Source organism: Veillonellales bacterium (assembly GCA_039680175.1).
In the GTDB taxonomy this organism is placed as follows: Bacteria; Bacillota; Negativicutes; order JAAYSF01; family JAAYSF01; genus JBDKTO01.
Genome location: JBDKTO010000072.1, coordinates 1 through 18,405, shown reverse-complemented (window position 1 = coordinate 18,405; position 18,405 = coordinate 1). Strand labels below are relative to the sequence as shown.

Annotated in this window: 16 protein-coding genes and 1 pseudogene; 4 read left to right on the top strand and 13 right to left on the bottom strand. The window is 42.0% G+C overall.

Annotated elements, in window-relative coordinates; all coding sequences use genetic code 11:
• Window positions 1–85: 85 nt before the first annotated feature.
• From ABFC84_11960 to radC, 4 genes are all read right to left on the bottom strand, one after another.
• Entirely contained in the window at window positions 86–481 is a 396-nt protein-coding gene (locus ABFC84_11960) for a hypothetical protein (protein ID MEN6413450.1), read from the bottom strand.
• A gap of 52 nt (window positions 482–533) precedes the next feature.
• Window positions 534–860 carry a hypothetical protein gene (locus tag ABFC84_11955; protein ID MEN6413449.1) on the bottom strand — a complete coding sequence of 109 codons (327 nt, stop codon included), beginning with the start codon at window positions 858–860 and terminating at the stop codon, window positions 534–536.
• A 209-nt stretch (window positions 861–1,069) separates the two neighbouring features.
• On the bottom strand, window positions 1,070–1,330 hold the full coding sequence (locus tag ABFC84_11950; GenBank protein MEN6413448.1) for a helix-turn-helix transcriptional regulator: 261 nt from the start codon (window positions 1,328–1,330) through the stop codon (window positions 1,070–1,072).
• Between the two features lie 193 nt (window positions 1,331–1,523).
• On the bottom strand, window positions 1,524–2,150 hold the full coding sequence (gene radC / locus ABFC84_11945; protein MEN6413447.1) for a DNA repair protein RadC: 627 nt from the start codon (window positions 2,148–2,150) through the stop codon (window positions 1,524–1,526).
• Between the two features lie 250 nt (window positions 2,151–2,400).
• On the opposite strand from radC, the gene ABFC84_11940 reads away from it, so the two are divergent.
• Complete coding sequence (locus ABFC84_11940) at window positions 2,401–2,580, top strand: helix-turn-helix domain-containing protein (GenBank protein MEN6413446.1); 180 nt, start codon at window positions 2,401–2,403, stop codon at window positions 2,578–2,580.
• Window positions 2,581–2,701: 121 nt separating this feature from the next.
• Entirely contained in the window at window positions 2,702–2,887 is a 186-nt protein-coding gene (locus tag ABFC84_11935) for a helix-turn-helix domain-containing protein (GenBank protein MEN6413445.1), read from the top strand.
• Between the two features lie 57 nt (window positions 2,888–2,944).
• On the opposite strand, the gene ABFC84_11930 is transcribed toward ABFC84_11935, so the two are convergent.
• The 8 genes from ABFC84_11930 to ABFC84_11895 form a co-directional block, all read right to left on the bottom strand.
• Window positions 2,945–4,153 (bottom strand): XRE family transcriptional regulator, encoded by a 1,209-nt coding sequence (locus ABFC84_11930; protein ID MEN6413444.1) that lies wholly within the window; start codon window positions 4,151–4,153, stop codon window positions 2,945–2,947.
• Between the two features lie 20 nt (window positions 4,154–4,173).
• On the bottom strand, window positions 4,174–4,926 hold the full coding sequence (locus ABFC84_11925; GenBank protein MEN6413443.1) for a DUF5986 family protein: 753 nt from the start codon (window positions 4,924–4,926) through the stop codon (window positions 4,174–4,176).
• A 210-nt stretch (window positions 4,927–5,136) separates the two neighbouring features.
• On the bottom strand, window positions 5,137–6,219 hold the full coding sequence (locus tag ABFC84_11920; protein ID MEN6413442.1) for a hypothetical protein: 1,083 nt from the start codon (window positions 6,217–6,219) through the stop codon (window positions 5,137–5,139).
• The gene (locus ABFC84_11915) at window positions 6,203–7,969 is read right to left on the bottom strand and encodes an AAA family ATPase (GenBank protein ID MEN6413441.1); all 1,767 of its coding nucleotides are present in this window, start codon (window positions 7,967–7,969) and stop codon (window positions 6,203–6,205) included. Before ABFC84_11915 ends, ABFC84_11920 begins: the two co-directional genes overlap by 17 nt.
• Window position 7,970: 1 nt before the next feature.
• A complete protein-coding gene (locus ABFC84_11910) occupies window positions 7,971–9,605 on the bottom strand; it encodes a restriction endonuclease subunit S (GenBank protein MEN6413440.1) in 1,635 nt (544 codons plus the stop codon).
• Window positions 9,605–12,034 (bottom strand): class I SAM-dependent DNA methyltransferase, encoded by a 2,430-nt coding sequence (locus tag ABFC84_11905; protein ID MEN6413439.1) that lies wholly within the window; start codon window positions 12,032–12,034, stop codon window positions 9,605–9,607. The genes ABFC84_11910 and ABFC84_11905 overlap by 1 nt, the downstream gene beginning before the upstream one ends.
• On the bottom strand, window positions 12,021–14,750 hold the full coding sequence (locus ABFC84_11900) for a DEAD/DEAH box helicase family protein (GenBank protein MEN6413438.1): 2,730 nt from the start codon (window positions 14,748–14,750) through the stop codon (window positions 12,021–12,023). Before ABFC84_11900 ends, ABFC84_11905 begins: the two co-directional genes overlap by 14 nt.
• Before the next feature lie 355 nt (window positions 14,751–15,105).
• Window positions 15,106–15,918, bottom strand: coding sequence for a hypothetical protein (locus tag ABFC84_11895; GenBank protein MEN6413437.1), 813 nt, complete (start codon window positions 15,916–15,918; stop codon window positions 15,106–15,108).
• Between the two features lie 713 nt (window positions 15,919–16,631).
• Here ABFC84_11895 and ABFC84_11890 point away from each other — a divergent pair.
• Window positions 16,632–16,988 (top strand): nucleotidyltransferase domain-containing protein, encoded by a 357-nt coding sequence (locus ABFC84_11890; protein MEN6413436.1) that lies wholly within the window; start codon window positions 16,632–16,634, stop codon window positions 16,986–16,988.
• The gene (locus ABFC84_11885; GenBank protein ID MEN6413435.1) at window positions 16,978–17,385 is read left to right on the top strand and encodes a HEPN domain-containing protein; all 408 of its coding nucleotides are present in this window, start codon (window positions 16,978–16,980) and stop codon (window positions 17,383–17,385) included. The genes ABFC84_11890 and ABFC84_11885 overlap by 11 nt, the downstream gene beginning before the upstream one ends.
• 893 nt (window positions 17,386–18,278) lie before the next feature.
• Here ABFC84_11885 and ABFC84_11880 read toward each other — a convergent pair.
• Window positions 18,279–18,405, bottom strand: a pseudogene (locus ABFC84_11880) (transposase).

The following is an 18,405-nucleotide window of genomic DNA, read 5'->3' as shown; positions in this document are numbered from 1 at the left end:
GCTAGGCTATCTATAGTTTCTCCAAAAACCATACTGTTTTTTATTGATTATCTTGATCCATCAGCTTTAATCCTTACTCTTTATATTACCTGTCTTTAGATAAACAATCATAAAGGGTAAGCCAACTCTTAGATGTATTCATATACGCATAAATTCTGGCGTAATATTTTCCCTGATCAGGATAATAGGTTACATTCGCATATGCCCTTGTACCTTTATAATCAAAATAAATTATGCTATTACCATCAGGATCTGTATAACCTTTCCCATTGACAATATTGCATTCAGAGCCGTCATTGCTCTTCCATACCAGATATCTTGGTTGAGGGTTTGTATGGGAAGGAGATTCATCCGTCCATGCTCCTTGTAGAATTTGATAAGCTTCATCATAATCGAAATGCTGAGCATTGGCTTGCTGGACATTTCCTAAAGTAAACACCAAACATACTGCGACCAGCATAGTTAATATATACTTTTTCATATTGTTCTCCCAGCAGTTAAAGGCCCTTCTGCCGCTCGACCTAATATAAAGTTTACCTTTTACCTTCCGCTTTCTCTGCGGTCGGGTTCGACCGTTGATTTCCAAACAGCAGCAATACCACTAAAACCACGGCGGCACCGGCAACCCATTTCCAGTGTGCCAGGAAGAATTGTACGCCCCAAGCCAGGGCATACATCGCAAGAGTCACGAGTATCGCCCCTACAATACCAAAAGTGATAAAAACACCCAGACAGCCTTTTGCTTCTCCTTCCGGTCCCGTTGAAATGAATGTATGGCTGTTCATATACCAAACCGTTCCGGCAATGGCAATGATGGGGACAAAAATGATATAGGCATAGTTGATGATTACATCTAACACAAATTTTCCTCCTATCCTAAAAGAATTTCTGAATCGGTGCTAATGAAACGGCAAGAACCATCCTGACAATCACCTTACCGGATTGGCTCACATTTTTCCCTTTTAAAATAGCTCAACTCCCTATGTATGGAGTTCGGTTCCTTTACGGGCAATTGATTGGTAAAGAAAATAGATACTGCCGCCTGTAGCCAGCAATGGTAAAATTGTTTTTATCCCCCTGCTTCCTTGGAGCTTGGCACCGCTTTAAACTTGAAAAGGTCTGCCAGCTCGATATGTAAAACATCAGCGATGGTGATGAGTACTGGCAATGAAACCGCATTTTTTACCAACCCGCGCTCGATTTGACTCACATAGCACGGCGATATATGAACTTTTTCCGCCAGCTGCAGTTGGGTCAGTTTTCTGTACCGCCTGTAATAATTGATGTTCAATCCGACCTGACGTAATTTATCCCGGTATTCCAGTTCCATGTACTCACCCCGCTCTCTACATAAATTATCGCATATCCCAATTTTTCCGGTTTTAGAGAATAGTTATTAAACTTTAACTGTCCGTTACAATCCGCAATTTCAGGCTGTTTATTTTCGTACGATAATGTCCGGTCTGCAGATGATTTCACGCCGACGCAGGAAAAAGGCAGCTAAGCTTTTTCGCCTACCTATCTCAACAAGAATCCAGGCAACCGCCTTCTTTAAAACTGAAATACCCGTTTTTACCGATAATGATATGATCGATGACTGGGATGTTTAGTATCTTACCCGCCCGTACTAACCGCTTTGTTACCTCTTGGTCTTCTTGGCTGGGAGACGGATCACCGCTGGGATGATTGTGCAGAACGATAATATTGGTCGCCATATTCTGTACTGCTGCATAAAATACTTCCCTTGCAGATACCAGCGAAGAGTTGACGGTACCGATAAAAACACATTTTTGCGCCAATATCTTATTTTTTGTGTCCAACAGTAAAATCCTGATTTCTTCCTGCCGTAAGTCTTGCATATCGGTACAATAGGCTACCGCATCCTGGGGTTTTATAATCCTTTGAATCTGCTTTTTCCGTTCCTGTTCCATCCGCTGAATCACCGCTTTAATGTAGGCAAGCTTTCGAAGCTTAGCCTTGCCGATGCCGGTGATACCGGCCAACTGCTGTTCCGACGTATGCTGCAGGATATTGTAGATACTGACATATTCCGCAATGAGCTGTTTTGCAGCAGGCGGGGCTATAAATTCACTTAATAAGGTTTCCTCCGACAGACATTCCAATGGTGTTTCTTCTTTGCCAATAGGCATAGCAGTATTCCTCCTCGAAACATGAAAAGCACTGACCGCGAAAGTCAGTGCTTTTCTATGTTCCTTTAGTATGTTCCTTTGCAAGGGTTTATGGGCCCTCCATAAAACCTGCCAGTGTCAAGTTTATAATATATAACTGTAGTTTTTTTACCTGTCATGCAACTGATTTTGACAAAGCTCAAAGCTGCTAACACATTTCATACTTTGTTAAGCTAACATAATGATAAAAAGGATTAGGAGGTGAATCCCAATGCTAATTGAAAAACTGGCTCTGCATGTATCAGATGCAGCAAGTCTGCTTAGCGTCAGTTCACAAAAGGTCTATCAAATGATTCACAATGGCGAACTGAAGGCTTATAAGACGGGAAAAGCATGGAAAATACCGGTAGAAGCTCTCAAAGCTTATACAAAGTCAAGATTGACCAAATAAACGTGTCTTTATTTATCTTCCATTTTTACTATTTTAGCATTCCTATTTTAATCAATACATTTCCTCTTTATTACTACGAGAACATATTATTAAAAAAAATAGTTAAAGGGGAAATGGAATCATGTTTGAGCAATATAACGACGTAGTAACTGTAGAAGAACTTTGCGAAATGCTGTTCATTGGTAAAAATGCTGCTTACAAATTACTATCATCCGGTGAGTTAAAGGCGTTTCGGTATAACCGGGTTTGGAAGATCCCTAAGCAGGGGGTTATTGAATATGTCATGACGCAAAGTAAACTGGCATAAAGATAGGACTTAGCAATTGCCAAGTCCTATCTTTTATAGTTATATGTTTTTAACCTATCAAATAAGCTCACTATCGTGTGATTCTTTGGTCTTGCGTAGTTGTATAATCGGAGTAACATTATCTTCCATCATAAGTGTTCCCGCACGTAAGTGAAGTAACTCTTCGATTTCACGGGGATATAAACTAACACCGAACTGGTCAAACTTACGTATGATACTTCGTGTTGTCAAAATGTGGTCATTTACTAATAAATCAATAGCTCCTTGAAAAATGCTCTCATTGATGCAAAATGGCACATCTCCTGGTTCCCTTATTCGCCATCCATTCTTTGAGACCTGTCGCATTAAATATTGATATTGATTATCTGTAATAAAATTTAGTTGATGGGCTCTATAAATCATTGCTTGAATAGAAACCTTCCATTTCTTTTTTAAAAATTGATAAAAATTTAAATCCGTAGGATAGGTTTGAATATCTTTACCAAAACTCGTTTTAGGAAGGAGAAATGCACCCGCAAATATATTTGCTTGACGTTCTCTCATTCTAAACTCATCTTTTGTTATTGATTCCAAATCTTCACTCCACGGGTGCAAAATGATATGACCTAATTCATGTGCCAAATCAAACCGAATACGTCCCTCCGACCGATTACCTAAAGATAATGCAATAAAAAAAATCGAATGACCATTCACTATTATACTTTGACTAAATGCATCAATTTTATCTTCTTTCGTATCGAAGCCAGTAACAACAATTCCGTTCTTCTCCAATAAATATTGTAAATTTGTTATCGGTTCGTCACTAATGTTCCAAAAATGGCGAAGATCGTCTGCAATAACTTCAAATTCTTGGATGGAGTTATTGCTTTCGCATTCGAATACATCATCAACGCCAACAAAATTTATGTCTGGAAGATTAAGCTTTGGAAAGTCAATATATTCCATTAATGATCCATATATCTTTGCAACATATTCCAATTTCAAACTTTGTGCAATTCTATTTTTTTTTGTTGCACTCACTAAAGAACGAAAATAAGTTGTTTCCGTTTTCGCCTCATAATTATCTTCTTGAAAGAAAAAATTATATGGAAAATTCAAAGCGGCTGCCATTAATCGAACTTTTCCATGATCAGGTGTTGTTCTATCGTTTTCATAGAGTGAAATTGATTGTTTACTTATATTTGTTAATTTGGCTAATTCGGTTAGTGTTAATGCCCGAAATGTTCTTGCATTTTTCAAACGACTGCCTTGAAATTTCTTATCCATAATTATCTTCTCCTGAAGGTTTACAAATCGACCGGTTTATCTGTGTCTTTCAAATTCGGCTTAAGACCTGCTTTAACGGCGACCAATCCTTTGTGATCGGGTTCTTCAGCCGTTTTACTTGAATCTTTAAAATCTTCTATGTCAGTAAGTCTTGCATAATCGGGTTTGATATATTCCATTAAGGAAACTTCATCTACTGCATCAAAATCTCGATCTAGTAATTTTAGTATAATCTCTACAATCTCATTGCCCTCTGACTTATAGGCAATTATGTAGTGGCGATAATCATCTTCTTTACTAATCAATCCATTGGTAATACTGTTATAATCTTCTTCTAATTCTTCAGAGCTAAATTGCGTTATGCCCAAATCAAGACATGTTTGTTTAACCGGAGCTTGGCAGCCGGAATTTTCAGCATAAAGAATAGATTGTAAATAATGAGGGGTTCTCCGTTCCTTCTTCCTAGGTATGCCTACTAATGTATTAAGAGTAGTGATCGTATACGTTACGTGATTTACATGATCTATAATTATTCTCCCCGACCAGCCATACCTTTTGAACGGAATTAATTCGATATTCTCTTTTACTACATTATTCCGCAAATTATCATTAATGTAATCGCCCTTAAGATGAGGTATGGCATTATTGGTTTCGTGATGCTGCTCTTTTAAATAATCTGGAATATCATCTTCCACAGCTTTATTAACCGCATAAACAATTCTTCTAAGAAGATCATTTTGTAAAATCAGCTTATCGTTAATATTTTTCTCCAATACCGCCACCCCTTTTCCTATTTATGTATTTAATTTTTACATATTTTATTGTTTTTGTCAATTTATTTTATGTTTATATTGTATTTATTCCAATAAAATCACGTTTAACCATTTCTAATCTAACATAATGATAAAAAATTATAAGGTGGTGAACTATGCTCGCGTTCATGTCGCCACGTCGGAAAAATACTCACTATATCATTCTTATCGTCATACTTGGGCGTAGGAATGAACTTCCGCATATTCATCAGAGCTTGGATCAAGCGCTAGCGAAAGTATATAAACTGCTAATAGTGCATAAGGTTCAATCCCAACCTCATCTTCTGTCTCGTTCTTCCAAGCTTGAATTTTACTTTGCAAGGCATCTTTATCCAGAGATTGTCCGCGACGACGGGCACCATAGATTTTTTTCTCGATTCGTTTTAATTGGGTTTTCCACTCTTGGGACCAACGCTTACTTAAGTTTATGAGATTGTCTAATTTATCAAGTCTTTCCTGAATGCTTGCATTATCAGAAACAAGCCTAACTTTTCTTTCCTGCCTATCCACAGTGAAAAGCCCAACCGCAGGGCGTAGATATGGATGAAACCATTTACTAAATGGATCAGCCGTTTCCTTATCAAAGACCAACTTCTCCCCTTTGTTGGTCCTTTTGTTACATGCGCCACATATTTCTACCAGGTTCTGCGGATAGCAGTTTAACTCGGGAAGGTATTTCTTGGCCATCCAATGATCTAGTTCCGCTCCGTCCATCCCCCCATCACAGAGCGGACAAACCTTGAGATTATCGTTGGCTGCGTGATATGCCGTCAAATATTTATTCCTTGTGAATCTTTCTCCATTCAGGTCTATGGCGTTTATCGAATAACCTTTTTGATCATAAAAAATGGGCGCATAAAACATCTCGAAAAAATCACTATAAGCAGTAGCTGCTAATGTTGATAGTCCGTTAGGTAGAGGAGCTACTGCTGGAGGTGAGGGGTTTGTAGACCCGAACGCTTCGGAATAGCGGATATTTCTCTTATAGTGGTTAACTAGAGCCCGTTTATCTGCGATAGATAGCGAAGCAACTGTTTGCATACGATTCAACATAGACTTCCCTTTTATCGCCCAACCACAAAACTGTTCTATCCAATCATGGTCAACGTCAGGGCATTGAGTTTTTACCCAAATAATAGTTACATTGGCTGCTGCAACGCTGGAGTTGCACAGCGCATACAATAGAACACGTTGGAATCGAACTATCCATTCCAAGTGTTGTATGCAAGAAGGTAAATTAATCGTATGTAGCATTTTCCTTTTTCTTCAGTCCTTTCAAAATCCCCCGCAGTTCAGAGCGGTGAAAGCCGGGGCCGACGCGCTTTAAGATTTCTTCTAGTTCAGGTATATCTTTCTTAGTCCATTTGCGATCAAGCTGTGTGTCGAGCCATTCCAGTGCACGTTCGCCTATGCTATCTGGCACACCGAAGAGGCGAATCATAACCTCGCTGGGGTCAGCCCCAAAAGTGTTAGTTCGAATCTCAACGGGAACAACTTGTCCATCAATCTTGTCAAAGAGAACAATTTCGTCATTAAAAACGTCCGTTAAGGTAATGCTGGAATGTGTGGAGATAAGTACATCATTAGCGCAATTCTTGATGACGCTATCGATAATATCCACGATCTCCCGTTTCCATTTATCATTGAAATGGACTTCGGGCTCGTCAAGAAGCAACAGAACATCAGTTTCTTCTTCCAATAAATGAAGCAGCGCCATTCGGCCCAAGTATTCTCGCTCACCATCGGAAAGTTCGTCAAATAGTAAAATATCCTCTACATCGGCTTTGCGCACAGCGATTTGGATGTCCGAAAGTAGACCCTGACGATGAAGGTCTACTAGTCGCTTAAAGGCCTTAAAAGGCGAGCTTTCAGCCCCTCCGAGAAATTGTTGCAAGGCGTCACCCACATATTCGCAGGCATCAATCTCACCAAAGTATTCAACCATAGTTTCAACAGGGTTAATTGAGGCCTTTAGGTCAAAGAACAGCCGTCGTTGGGTGCTGGGTTCAGGTTCACGAACTACCTCATTAGCTAGCGAATATAGTGCCTGAAGCCATTTGCGCTTTTTAATAGCCCCACCCTCACCCCATGCGTCTAGCTTGAAATCAACCTGTAAAACTACGTTCACCGGCCATACCCAACCAACTTGGGAAAAAATGCGGCGTAGGCCTCGAATTTTGTCGGGATTCTCGTTGATCTGTTGAATCAAAACTTGAAAGGTTTTGTCTGTGGCGTAATCTCGATAGTCCTGCATAGCCTGACGAAGAGAGACAGCCAACAGGGCGAACTTAAGAAGAATCGGATCGATTAACATGCAAATATCCTGATCATATTCTTTTGCAATTCGTTCATCGGCTAGCTGTCTCAGCCGTCTTACTTCCGTTAGACTTTCTTCGCTGCCCAAATCGGCCTGGTATTCACGTTCCCGCTCCCGACTCCAGCCGACAGGTCGCTCACTTCCCACATCATAGTCTTCGGGCTCAGAGATAATATCGTTGTCGGCGCCAAATGTCCTTCGGCGAAATATCCATTGCCAAGGATCTAGGCAGCCAGTGGTGTAAGCCAGCACTGCCGTAGGTAGACCTACGCCCTCACCGGGCCAGTTTCCATCACGTATTAGCTCTTCCCAGCCCTTCTTGCCAGTATGCAGTTCGCCGATAAGGTTCGCCCATTGATTCAGACGTGTATCATTGGGTATAATTTCTTCACTCTGCCACCAGGCCTCTTCCCCACCATGTCCAGAGTTATCAAAAACTAGCGTGCGACGATTATCGCCTTTGCCCAGTTCCCAGGCAAGAGTGACCGGAAAATGCGGACATTGCTGATGGGCCAATGCTAGAAATATCTCGGCAACAGCTTGGAGCAAGTGAGTCTTGCCGCTACCGTTCAGACCCACCACAAAGCGTATAGCACATTCCCGCTCAGGCAAAGCCGGGGCGTTGAAGCATATGCCCACTTCATCGAGCGGCGGATAGTTACGGATGTATAGATAACGCAGGCGCATTCTAGTCCAACGCCTCCAATCGTTTGAAATCGTCGGTCTTGGACAACTCTTCCTCGCGTAGTAAACGATAAGCAGTGGCATAATCTCCGATCTGATTAGGTATACTCACCCGCGCTATGAGTCCTAGCCCAGCCAACTGATTCAGGACGGACAGCACATGGTTTTTGGCGTCTTCTAGATGTTCTATTGGCCACTCTTCCAGAAAGAGCTCTAAGTCTTCTGACGGGTTGAGAGTACCCTTCCATTCTCTTAACGCCTCATATACATGATACTGCACTCCACTTAGCTGATTCATCAGCCAGCGGCGGGGATAATGGGTAAGTGCAGGGCGTCCGATCGGAAAAGGTTTCTTGACTAAAATACTTGCTGATTTTTTAGGCAAAAGTTCGGCCTGCTCTACGAGCCAGGCTTCTAACTCTTTGCGGTGAGCTTCGCGCCAAGATTTGGTGAGCTCTCCGAAGAAAGCGGCCGATATAATTTGACTCAATTCTTTATCATAATGCTTAGCTATATCGCTAGATATTCTCGTAATATCATCAATAAGCGTCAACGTATTACTAAATTTTTCTTGGATATCTATGGGTGGCTTAGGTATTTTGAGCGATCTTACAATATTAAGATTGAGATTTTTTTGCTGTCCCCCTCGGCCTAAGGCACGTACGCGCTCGTACGAACACTGAAGCCAAACAAATATATAGTCTGGCAACATTTTATCGTTTGGAAGAATTGCTGCACATGCTTGATTACAAGTTGCTGCAATTTTCAATAACCCTGTCCTACCTCTTGTTTGTCCTTGCCCATACATAGCTAATAGCACAGTTCCCACAGGAAACACTTTAGTATTGCTTTTCTCCAAAGCAACTTCAGTAATCGCCTCTTCGGTCTGGCTAATTCTTCCATCAACTAACTCAGTGGACTTAACCCATGGAATAGATCCGTTATAAAATTCCGATTTTGCTCTGCTAGGGGTTCCACCGGTTTCTACTTGCGTAATTTTCGCAAGCGGTTCGACTTCCCATCGTTGGTTTATTCTAGGATCTGGATCACCGAACATCTCAAAAAATAGCACTGTAGGAAGATGTTTAGCTTGCTTGAGAAATTCTTCGCGCTCAATACACACAGCGTCTGCTTGCTTGAGGATTTCGAGGATGCGTTCTTGTTCAACAATCGTCGGCAGATTCAGCTTGAAAGACATCAATTCGCATTGAGCAATTGAAGCCTGGCTGACCCAGCGTTTTGCTCGCGATCGTGAAAAACCTATCTTCCAAAAAAAATGCAAATAGCGTGCTAAAAATTCGGGAAAAATATTTTTTTTATCGACGCGGATTCGTGTCATATGATTTGAAAAAAGTAATGGCTCCTCAATATCGTACAGCGCAGTTTTACCAACCCATTCTTCGCTATTCGTATTATTGAAAATGATATCTCCCTTTTGGAGAAGATATTTAGACGCTTCCTTCTCTGATGGGGTAACATATTTGAGACCCGCAAGACATAACCGACCTTCTGGCGTTACATTATGGGTGCGTATTTGTCCAATGCCCGAATCTTCCTGGTCAGGCCTTTGAGCGAAGCCGGGCTGTATATCTACAACAATGTCTCCCAATCTGACTATAGGCCACTCCTTAGGGAACATCATTCCCCCCCCTCCACCATCATAAGCAACTTATCCAGCTCTTTTATAATTATGTCTTCCTTCTGTTTAAGCTCGCGAATCATCTTCGCTAGACTTTGATTATTGATAACGTCCTCAAATTGAAAAGGTTTATACTGACTAGCGGAGAGATTCCAGCCTCGTGCCTCTATACAATCGGGCTCAAGCAAACCTTCATTAAGTTTGCCCTGATCATCATAGAGCTGAATCGAGGCCAGATATTCGGGACGTAAGTTGCCGTTTTCGTCGTGGCTGCCCTTAAGCTTTTCATCCTCACACTGCCAATCTGGATCCTGAGCATAGACTCTTACTGGGGTTACCCAATGCTTTTTCTCTTTTAATAAACCCGCGCGTCTCAAGCAATCCAAGCTGCGTAACGTAACATCGTAACCGTCGAGACGAGCATATTGGCGGGCGATATCGGACATTTGCTCCATCGCCTTAGCTTCGTCGAAGACATCTATATTGACAGACGCACCAGATAAGATTTGTTCCTTGAGGGCCTCGGCAACATTCTCGGCCACCTCCCTGAAAGCCTTTTGATATAAGGGATAGGCGACCTTCTCTTCCTGATCAAACACATCCTTGTGCTTTTCGCAAAGGCTACGAAACTCCGCGATGGCACTTCTTAGCACCTTTTCGGCCAGGACTTTGGACTTGATCTTCGCCCGCGCCTCGGTTACGATTCCACCCAGATAACCCCGCGCAATAACTTCTAGTTTTTGTTGCTGGGAAGTTCGAATTAGTTCGTAAGCCTTTTCCGGGTCGGCGGGCAACTCTGAAAACAGCTCGTTGATTGCAGCTACTTGATCTTTCCATCGCAGAACCTCTCTGTTATCCGAAAAGGCCTTGAGAGTGTGACCGTCAACCATGCGCCAGCGTTCGGACCAATAGTTCGGTTGATAGTAATCGAGATCATTACAGTCCATTTCATGTCGCAGACGGTATTTTTCCAGCATGTCCCACAAGTCGTTATCTTGGCCACGGCGTTCGTTGCGCTTAGCGTCCAAAGTGAAAGATTCCTGCTCCACTTCATAAAACCAGACCTGCTGGGAGCGTGGTTGCTCTATCGGTTTCCATTTGTGACGATCGTCTTTACGGGTTTCTTTTTGGAATACCAAGATAGATGTCTTAACGCCGGTATAAGGCTGAAAAATACCAGACGGTAAAGAAATCACTGCTTCCACCTTGTGCTCAGTTAGTAGTTCACGGCGTAAGTTTACATGGCCTTCGGTGTTGCCAAACAGCACCCCCTCGGGAACAATTACAGCACAACGACCACCTACCTTCAGTAGATCTAGCATTCGCCAAATGAATAGCAACTCACTCTTGTTGGTGACCACCTGGGTGGCCTTTTTACCCTTTTTCCCAGCCATAGGAAAAATTTCACTGTCAAGATCGTCAGCATCGACGGTACCAGTAAAAGGGGGGTTAGCTAACACAACATCATAACTCTCGGAAGCCAGTAGGCCATTGAGCTGATCCTTGTCGCGGCGTTTGCCTAAACTATCGCGCTGGTGTATCTGCGGGTTTTCAATACCATGTAGGATCATATTCATCCATCCGATGCGTACCATGGTACGATCATTGTCAAAGCCCACGTAGTGGTCGCTTTGATACACTATACTATATTCCTCAGGTGTAAGCTGGTCACCGAAAACCCGATGAAGAGTGCCATCCCACTCAATGCGAAGTAAATCCGGATCGGTGTGCTTTGCTAAAATGTAGTTGATACTGGAAAAAAGAAAACCACCGGTACCAGCCGCCGGATCGATAACGCGTTCGCCATATTGTGGATCAAGCATTTCGACCATGCAGCGGATGATTTGACGCGGGGTCCGAAATTGACCATTCTTGCCAGCTGTAGAAATCTCTGAAAGAAGGTATTCAAAGGTGTCACCCATGATGTCAGTTGTAGCACCTTGGATATCCACGCGGCTAAACAAGCTATTTATCAGGTCGATAGCTTGCTGAAGAATAGCTCCTTTATTTGGGTCGAGCTGAAAATAGGCATCGTTCATGCGATTACCAATACTCTCAATTCCATTGGCCGGTGCCTGGCTATTGGCAATATGTTTTTCCAATTCACGCAGCCAAGGAAAAACTACATTAATAAGATGCTGAGGCGTTTTATCTTGCTCAATGTAGCTCCAACGGCACTGGTTAGCGTCAATCTCTGACTTGCCATCCTTGTTTTTAGAATAATTCGAATAAATGGAAGGGCGGCCCTTATTAACGCGTTCATTGTCAATACTTTCCAATCGTTTTAAAAATAGCAGGTAAGTTATCTGCTCCACGGCGACTAGGGGATTTGTAATACCGGCACTCCAGAACAGATTCCAGAGTTTATCAACGTTTGTTTTAATGTATGGTGCGAGCATAGTTTTCCTTTCCTTCTTATGCGATTTCATCCACTAGCTTGTTGGCAAAATCGATAATTTTATCAATATCTTCAGGAGCAAAAAGATTTTCTACAATTCCAAGACGCGATAGCGGCGGCTGATAAAGCCGTTCTCGGGTCAACTTATAACCTCGGATAACGGAAGATCGGATAGCACGTAAAAAGTTGATCTGGCTAGCGCTCATATAGCCGTGCTCGGCAATAAAGTGCTCGAATGCAGCTTTGATCTTTTCTTCCTGACTTGGTAGTTTAGCAATGTCCAGTATATGTAATAGAAAATCAGGTAGGTTCGCGGATGGCTGCTGGTAAACGTCACGCAAAATCTCTTCCGTGACAAATAAATCCGCCTGATTCAGTGCCTTAGCAATCTCCTCAATATCGCCATTACTAAGTGGCTCACCACGTCTGAGCTTAATCAGTGACGATAGATTGTCCGCAAGGGTACGGACCCATGCCTCCACCCTTTGCCGATAGCTATCTGCGAAGGCACCTTCGCCCGATGGTCCATAGATTATCCAATGACGGCTAGCGATCTTGTCCGGAAGGTTGAGCTCGACGAACTGGCTGCTCTCTCGTTGGCGAAAGCGCATCAATGGGCCGAATAGCTCTTGCAAAATATCAAGACGGTCTAAGTCGAGATGATCCCAGAAGCCATCACTCAGGACACACGCCTGCTGTTCAGCGACGGCCTTAACCTCTTCGATATTGGCCGCAAGACTGGACACAGCCTCCCGCGCCTTTTCTGCCAGATTTTGCACCTTTTCTTCCTCACCAACAAGCCAAGCCACTGCAATGCGCTCCACAGTAATTCGGAACTGAAGCTCAGGAAGCGAGGCGGTCCAGACAAAGCGAAACAAAGGAGCAATGGTTTGAGTAAGGAAGCGTTCGGTATCAACGGAATGATTAGGCCAACGTTTAACCAAATTGGTAATCTGCTCGCTGTGGGGACGGACATTGACATTGTCCAAAGGGAGTTGACTAAGCATAGACTGTAACATCCTAAAAACGCGTTCATCTCTCGGATCGCGGGAATTCAGCAGGACCTGTTTCTCCAGTCGCAGTCGGAACAATCGTACCGGTAGAGGCTCAGTGGGGTGATTATTGTCACCCTCGGGGTTTAGCTGGAAGTATTCGAAGTTATTCCAACAGTCAATGATAAGAAAATCTCTTTTTCGTACTTTTAGCTTCGGCTCTTCATAGAGTCTTGTACCTCGACCGATCATCTGCCAGAATTTCACTCGGCTGAAGATGGGTCTGGCAAACATTAAGGTTTGAATAGAGGGAACATCGACGCCAGTATCCAACATGTCCACTGAGATAGCGATACGTGGCATATCTTTAAACTTGAAATCATCCAATGTTTCCTCGGCACGCTCCATGTGGCTGTCAATTATTTCTGCTAAACCTTGGCGCTGGTAGTCTGGAAAAAGCTTGTTAAAACTCTGGTAGAAACGCTTGGCATGACCGTGGCTTGTGGCAAAAATAATGCTTTTCACCGGCAGGCCCAAAACGTCCTTGCGACACTTATTCATGAATTCACGTACCAGCGCATCAGTAGTACCGATGTTGGTAACTGTCTTCTCAATATCCGTACCCTCAAAGTCCAACTCGTCTAAATCAACGCCTTGCTCGGACAGCTTTTGCCGGAGCTCGTCGGAAAGATTCTCACCATGAATACCGCTAATTTGGAAATTAGTTTGGGCATTTAGTACCCGGTAAGGTACTAAATAGCCATCGTCAACAGCTTGTTCGTATGAATAGTTGAAGGTCGGAATACCGTCTTCGCATCCAAAGAGATTAAAGGTATTATGGTCGATAAAATCTGTCGGTGTAGCCGTCAAGCCTAAATATAGAGCGTCGAAGTGGTCGAAAATCGACTTGTAGCGGTTATAAATAGAACGGTGGCTTTCGTCTGCAATAATAAGGTCGTAATAGCCTGGTGAAAGCGCGCGAAAACAGCCCATCATGCTGGGGTAGGTAGCCACATGAATGCGAGCGCCTGTAGGAATTTCGCCGCCTTCGATTCTTCCCATACTTTCGTGAGGCAGATGTTCCTTGATAGCGCTCATTGCCTGACGCACTAACACACGCCTGTCGGCAAGGAAAAGGATACGTTGTACACGCCGAGCGCGTAATAGTACGTCCATTATGGCAAGAGCAATGCGGGTTTTACCTGTGCCTGTTGCCATTACCAAAAGAAATTTTCGGCGAGCTGCCTCGATTGCCTCGGTGACACGGCGAATAGCCTCATTTTGATAGGGACGCCCCACGACATTCGGTTTTAGTTCGACCTGTGCTAGCGGCGTAGCATAGCGTTTTTGATGTAGCATGCGCTCCAAGTCTTCCCGTGTGAAGAATCCGCTTACATTGCGTGGAGCATATCGGCCTCGATCCCAAAACAGTATTTCGTTGCCATTGGTTAGAAAAATAAACGGGTCAACCCCGAATTTTTCCTTAATCTGATCAGCGTAATCTGCAGCTTGCCGTTTTCCTACTAGCGGATCACGGCTGGTACGCTTGACCTCAACGACTGCCAACGGCTTTCCGCTTTTGCCGATAAGAACGTAATCAACGAAGCCAAGCTTTTCTCCATATTTTGCTGGCCGTTCTTTCAATGGTCCTATTGCGAATTCTTCCAGTACCGAACGGTCGTCATTGCCCCAACCAGCTTCTACAAGCTGGTTGTCGATATAACGCTGACGGGTCTGAGCTTCAGATAACGTCATAGGCCGTTACTTCCTTTTTACGGTTTTGGATCCTACTGTGCCAAACAAAAGAAAAGCATACAATATTTCAATTAGATATATTCTTCGCTATTTTTTTCTATTTGCCTTTTTTGAAATTCACAGACACAACTGGTTTTTATTATTTGTTGAAAAGGATCAGACTGTGCGCCTGATCCTCGGACTTATTTATTTGGAGTATACCACATGCTCCATTATCTTACTTTTATATTGAGGCGATAAGTAGGCAACTTAAGGTTAGATTATTGATAAATAAAAATGATAGAAGATATGTCTTTCCTCTATTGGTGCAAATTTTTTCATCCTCTCAAATCATACGCCTTCCCACTTATTTCATTTACTTGTCCACCGTAAATAATTCACTCCGTATCGCGGAAAGATTATCTATATTAATCTGGTCAAACTTTTGTAATGGGTCGTAAGTAACTTTGATTCCTTCTAGGGCTATAGTAAAATTTACAATCCTGGATAAATATCCCCAGAATTGAATATCAGCATCAATAAAAGGTTTAAATTCTAATGTTTCAACATTAGCTTTAATGGTGAGTTCCGTAGTTGGATTATTTAGAAAATATTTTCCAAATAATTCTTTTATTGTTTTAGGTTCCTGCGACAAGGAAAAAATAATCTCGTTGCTCCCTGGATGCAGTAGATTACTTAGCCAAATACGTTCAGTTCTTGATTCCCGTCTATATGCTAGGTACTTTTCGGGCCGGTTATTAAAAACGTTCAGGACATACCTCGTCATGTTGTCCTTTTTCTGCAGTGATAGCGGAACCAAACAGCAGAGACGAAAGATATCATACATTATGGCCCCAGCATTCTCAGACTTGGTTTCATTACCTTTGTTTCTTTTAAGGCCTCCAAAATACTTGGCTTCTATCCAGTTGTTGGGCCTGATTCCATAAATGTAGAGATTTTTGGAAAATTTGGCCAAATTAACATAGACGTCTGCACGTAGATTACGGCTTTTTTCATACCGCTTTTCCAATTGGATGTTTTGCAAAGCATTTTCTACATTCCTAGCATTAAATTCAAGCAATATTCCCATGGCAAATAAATTGGCAATATTGGCTTCATATATCCCCTGTGGGTCGTCTGAAGCTGCGAGAATTTCAGGTAATTTATAAAAAGCACCTTCAATAAGCAAATTGTCCACCCCAAAATTAAATTTTGCAACTTTTATAATCTTCGATATCAGATTTCACACTCCTTCAAAAGCTCGTTCTCTTCCATTAGGTGTTTTAGAAAGGAAAGGGCAGTTCCTATGTTTCTAACTAAAACCTGCGTCACGTTCACGTCGACTCCATCTCGGCACCATCTTGATGCTAATCAGGTTTGGATTTTGGCCACAACAACTTACGGGTTTAAAACCTCCACCCGCATAGCGGCCAAAAATTCTGTTCGGTCGGAAAATTGATCGTACTCGACAGAAAAGCGATATTATATTTCATTCGGTGTATAATATAACTTCGGCTAGACTAATCACCATGCTTGTTTTCTGAGGCCTTAGGAATCTGATAGTTTGCTGCCTGTTTCAGGCTTTTTTATATTACAGCAGTAAATAGATAATCTGCTGACCTTTTTGCGGACCAATTCATATTAGTACGCAATAGAAAACATAGACTCTATAGAAAGTAAATCCTTTGCGAGCCTTGTTTTTATTAATTCTTTACAACATAATAGAATATTAAAAACTTCAATTCTCCAATTCCCAACTCGATGGTCACAGATTCATTACAATATCCGCTGTAATAAATCCAAGTCTTTTAGTATTTCTATAATACTTTTTAAACTTGACTTACTTTTGGGAATAATGATACTGTTAGGATGAAATAGTTTGAAGCGAAAGGATGTCGGGCTATGCCTATAGCTGATAACCAAAAAAGTCGTGTCACTACCATAATGAATGAAATTGTTGATAGCATGAAAAATATCTTTGGAGATAAATTACGGCAAGTAATTCTTTTTGGCTCCTATGCTCGTGGTGAGCAGGAAGAGTATTCCGATATGGATATTATGGTGCTGGTTAATTTAAATGATCAAGAGTTGAACCCGTATAATAATGCGATTGCCGACATCATGACCGATATTTCAATCAAATACGGAGTACTTCCCGCAATCATTGATAAAAATTATGAGCATTTTCATCATTGGGTACCGTTTTTGCCCTTCTATCAGAACGTAAAAGCAGAGGGGGTTGAATTTTATGCAAGCTGAAATGGTAGAGCTGTCTAAGTACCGTATGGAAAAAGCAAAGGAATGTTTATCCGATGCTATAGATGCATTTGAGGAAAATCGACTAGCCAATTCTATCAATCGATCCTATTATGCTATGTTTCACGCAACAAGAGCTTTGCTTGCTATTGATAGCTTTGATTCCAAGAAGCATTCCAGCATAATTGGTTATTTTAACCAATATTATATTGCTAATGGAAAATGCGATCACACCCACTATCAGATGCTAGCAAATGCATTTAGGGTCCGTAATAAAACTGATTATGATGACTTTTATGTTGTGAGTAAAGATGAAGCTCAACAGCAATTAACCAATGCCCAGGCTTTTGTCGAATTTATGGCCCACTATATTGAGACTGAAGTATCGCAGCGTAAATAAAATTAGTGGGGCATTTAGTGGGGCAAAACCAAATAGAAACATTGGATTTATCAGACATAATACAACGCTACCCGTTCAGAATTCCAGGGAAATCAGGACCTGATGGAATTAAAAGAATCTATAAAATAGCACACTTCATTTTCCCAAGCCGTGGGTCGCGAGTTCGAATCTCGTTACCCGCTCCAGTAAATTCAAGCCTTCCGGCGTTTGTCGGAAGGCTTTTTTATGCTTGGAAGGCAAATAGGAAGGCAATAGAGCAGCCCAAATACACATAAAATCATTATAATTGTTGGTCGGTGGTTCAAACTCTATTGGGAATACCATGGAAAAAAGCCTTCGGTATTTGCCCGGAAGGCTTTTCAAATATAGACGAACCAAAACCAAAGGTGAATTATTGAAGCAAGGAGTCGTTTAAGGGTATCGTTACAACTCATTTATTTGCTTTTTAAAATGTAGGTGCCTGCCTCAATAGTTACGGGTGTAGTTTTTCGTGGACCAAATAGATTCTGGCGTTCTACGGTAATTTTTGCTGTTTCAACTTCGATCTCATTCTTGGAATTGATTTTTAGCGTCCCTTTAATACCGGTATTGCCCTTTTGTTTATCAATAAACTCAAACTCGCCCATCCCATCATCATTGATTTTCCCTTTGAATGGGAAATATGCATGAGCCAGATTCATTGTTCCCTCAATGTCAATGCTATCGGGATTTATATTTTTTCCTGAAAGAGAGAGTTCCAATGCTTTGCCATCAAAGGAAAGTACTTTTCCATCGACAGCCCAGGTGTTGTAGCCAAAAGTGCTTTTAAGAAAGCTCCATTTTGGACGGGAGATATATTTGCCATCCACTTCTATAATACTAGTCTCCGGTGCGAGCTCAATGAGTTTCTGACTGCTTAAATGGGGTGGAATTGCTACTAACATATGGATATGATTCGAACAACATTCTGCCTCTATGATTTCTACTCCTTTGCGATTACACAAATCTCTCAAAATCTTCCCAATATCTGCCTTAATTTTT

What these genes read in the sequence shown, in the direction of transcription:
- ABFC84_11940 (MEN6413446.1), top strand. Translation starts at nt 2,401, where the DNA reads ATGCTAATTGAAAAACTGGCTCTGCATGTATCAGATGCAGCAAGTCTG.
- ABFC84_11890 (MEN6413436.1), top strand. Translation starts at nt 16,632, where the DNA reads ATGCCTATAGCTGATAACCAAAAAAGTCGTGTCACTACCATAATGAAT.
- ABFC84_11885 (MEN6413435.1), top strand. Translation starts at nt 16,978, where the DNA reads ATGCAAGCTGAAATGGTAGAGCTGTCTAAGTACCGTATGGAAAAAGCA.
- ABFC84_11920 (MEN6413442.1), bottom strand. Translation starts at nt 6,219, where the DNA reads ATGCTACATACGATTAATTTACCTTCTTGCATACAACACTTGGAATGG.
- ABFC84_11930 (MEN6413444.1), bottom strand. Translation starts at nt 4,153, where the DNA reads ATGGATAAGAAATTTCAAGGCAGTCGTTTGAAAAATGCAAGAACATTT.
- ABFC84_11905 (MEN6413439.1), bottom strand. Translation starts at nt 12,034, where the DNA reads ATGAAATCGCATAAGAAGGAAAGGAAAACTATGCTCGCACCATACATT.
- ABFC84_11915 (MEN6413441.1), bottom strand. Translation starts at nt 7,969, where the DNA reads ATGCGCCTGCGTTATCTATACATCCGTAACTATCCGCCGCTCGATGAA.
- ABFC84_11960 (MEN6413450.1), bottom strand. Translation starts at nt 481, where the DNA reads ATGAAAAAGTATATATTAACTATGCTGGTCGCAGTATGTTTGGTGTTT.
- ABFC84_11935 (MEN6413445.1), top strand. Translation starts at nt 2,702, where the DNA reads ATGTTTGAGCAATATAACGACGTAGTAACTGTAGAAGAACTTTGCGAA.
- ABFC84_11910 (MEN6413440.1), bottom strand. Translation starts at nt 9,605, where the DNA reads ATGTTCCCTAAGGAGTGGCCTATAGTCAGATTGGGAGACATTGTTGTA.
- radC (MEN6413447.1), bottom strand. Translation starts at nt 2,150, where the DNA reads ATGCCTATTGGCAAAGAAGAAACACCATTGGAATGTCTGTCGGAGGAA.
- ABFC84_11950 (MEN6413448.1), bottom strand. Translation starts at nt 1,330, where the DNA reads ATGGAACTGGAATACCGGGATAAATTACGTCAGGTCGGATTGAACATC.
- ABFC84_11900 (MEN6413438.1), bottom strand. Translation starts at nt 14,750, where the DNA reads ATGACGTTATCTGAAGCTCAGACCCGTCAGCGTTATATCGACAACCAG.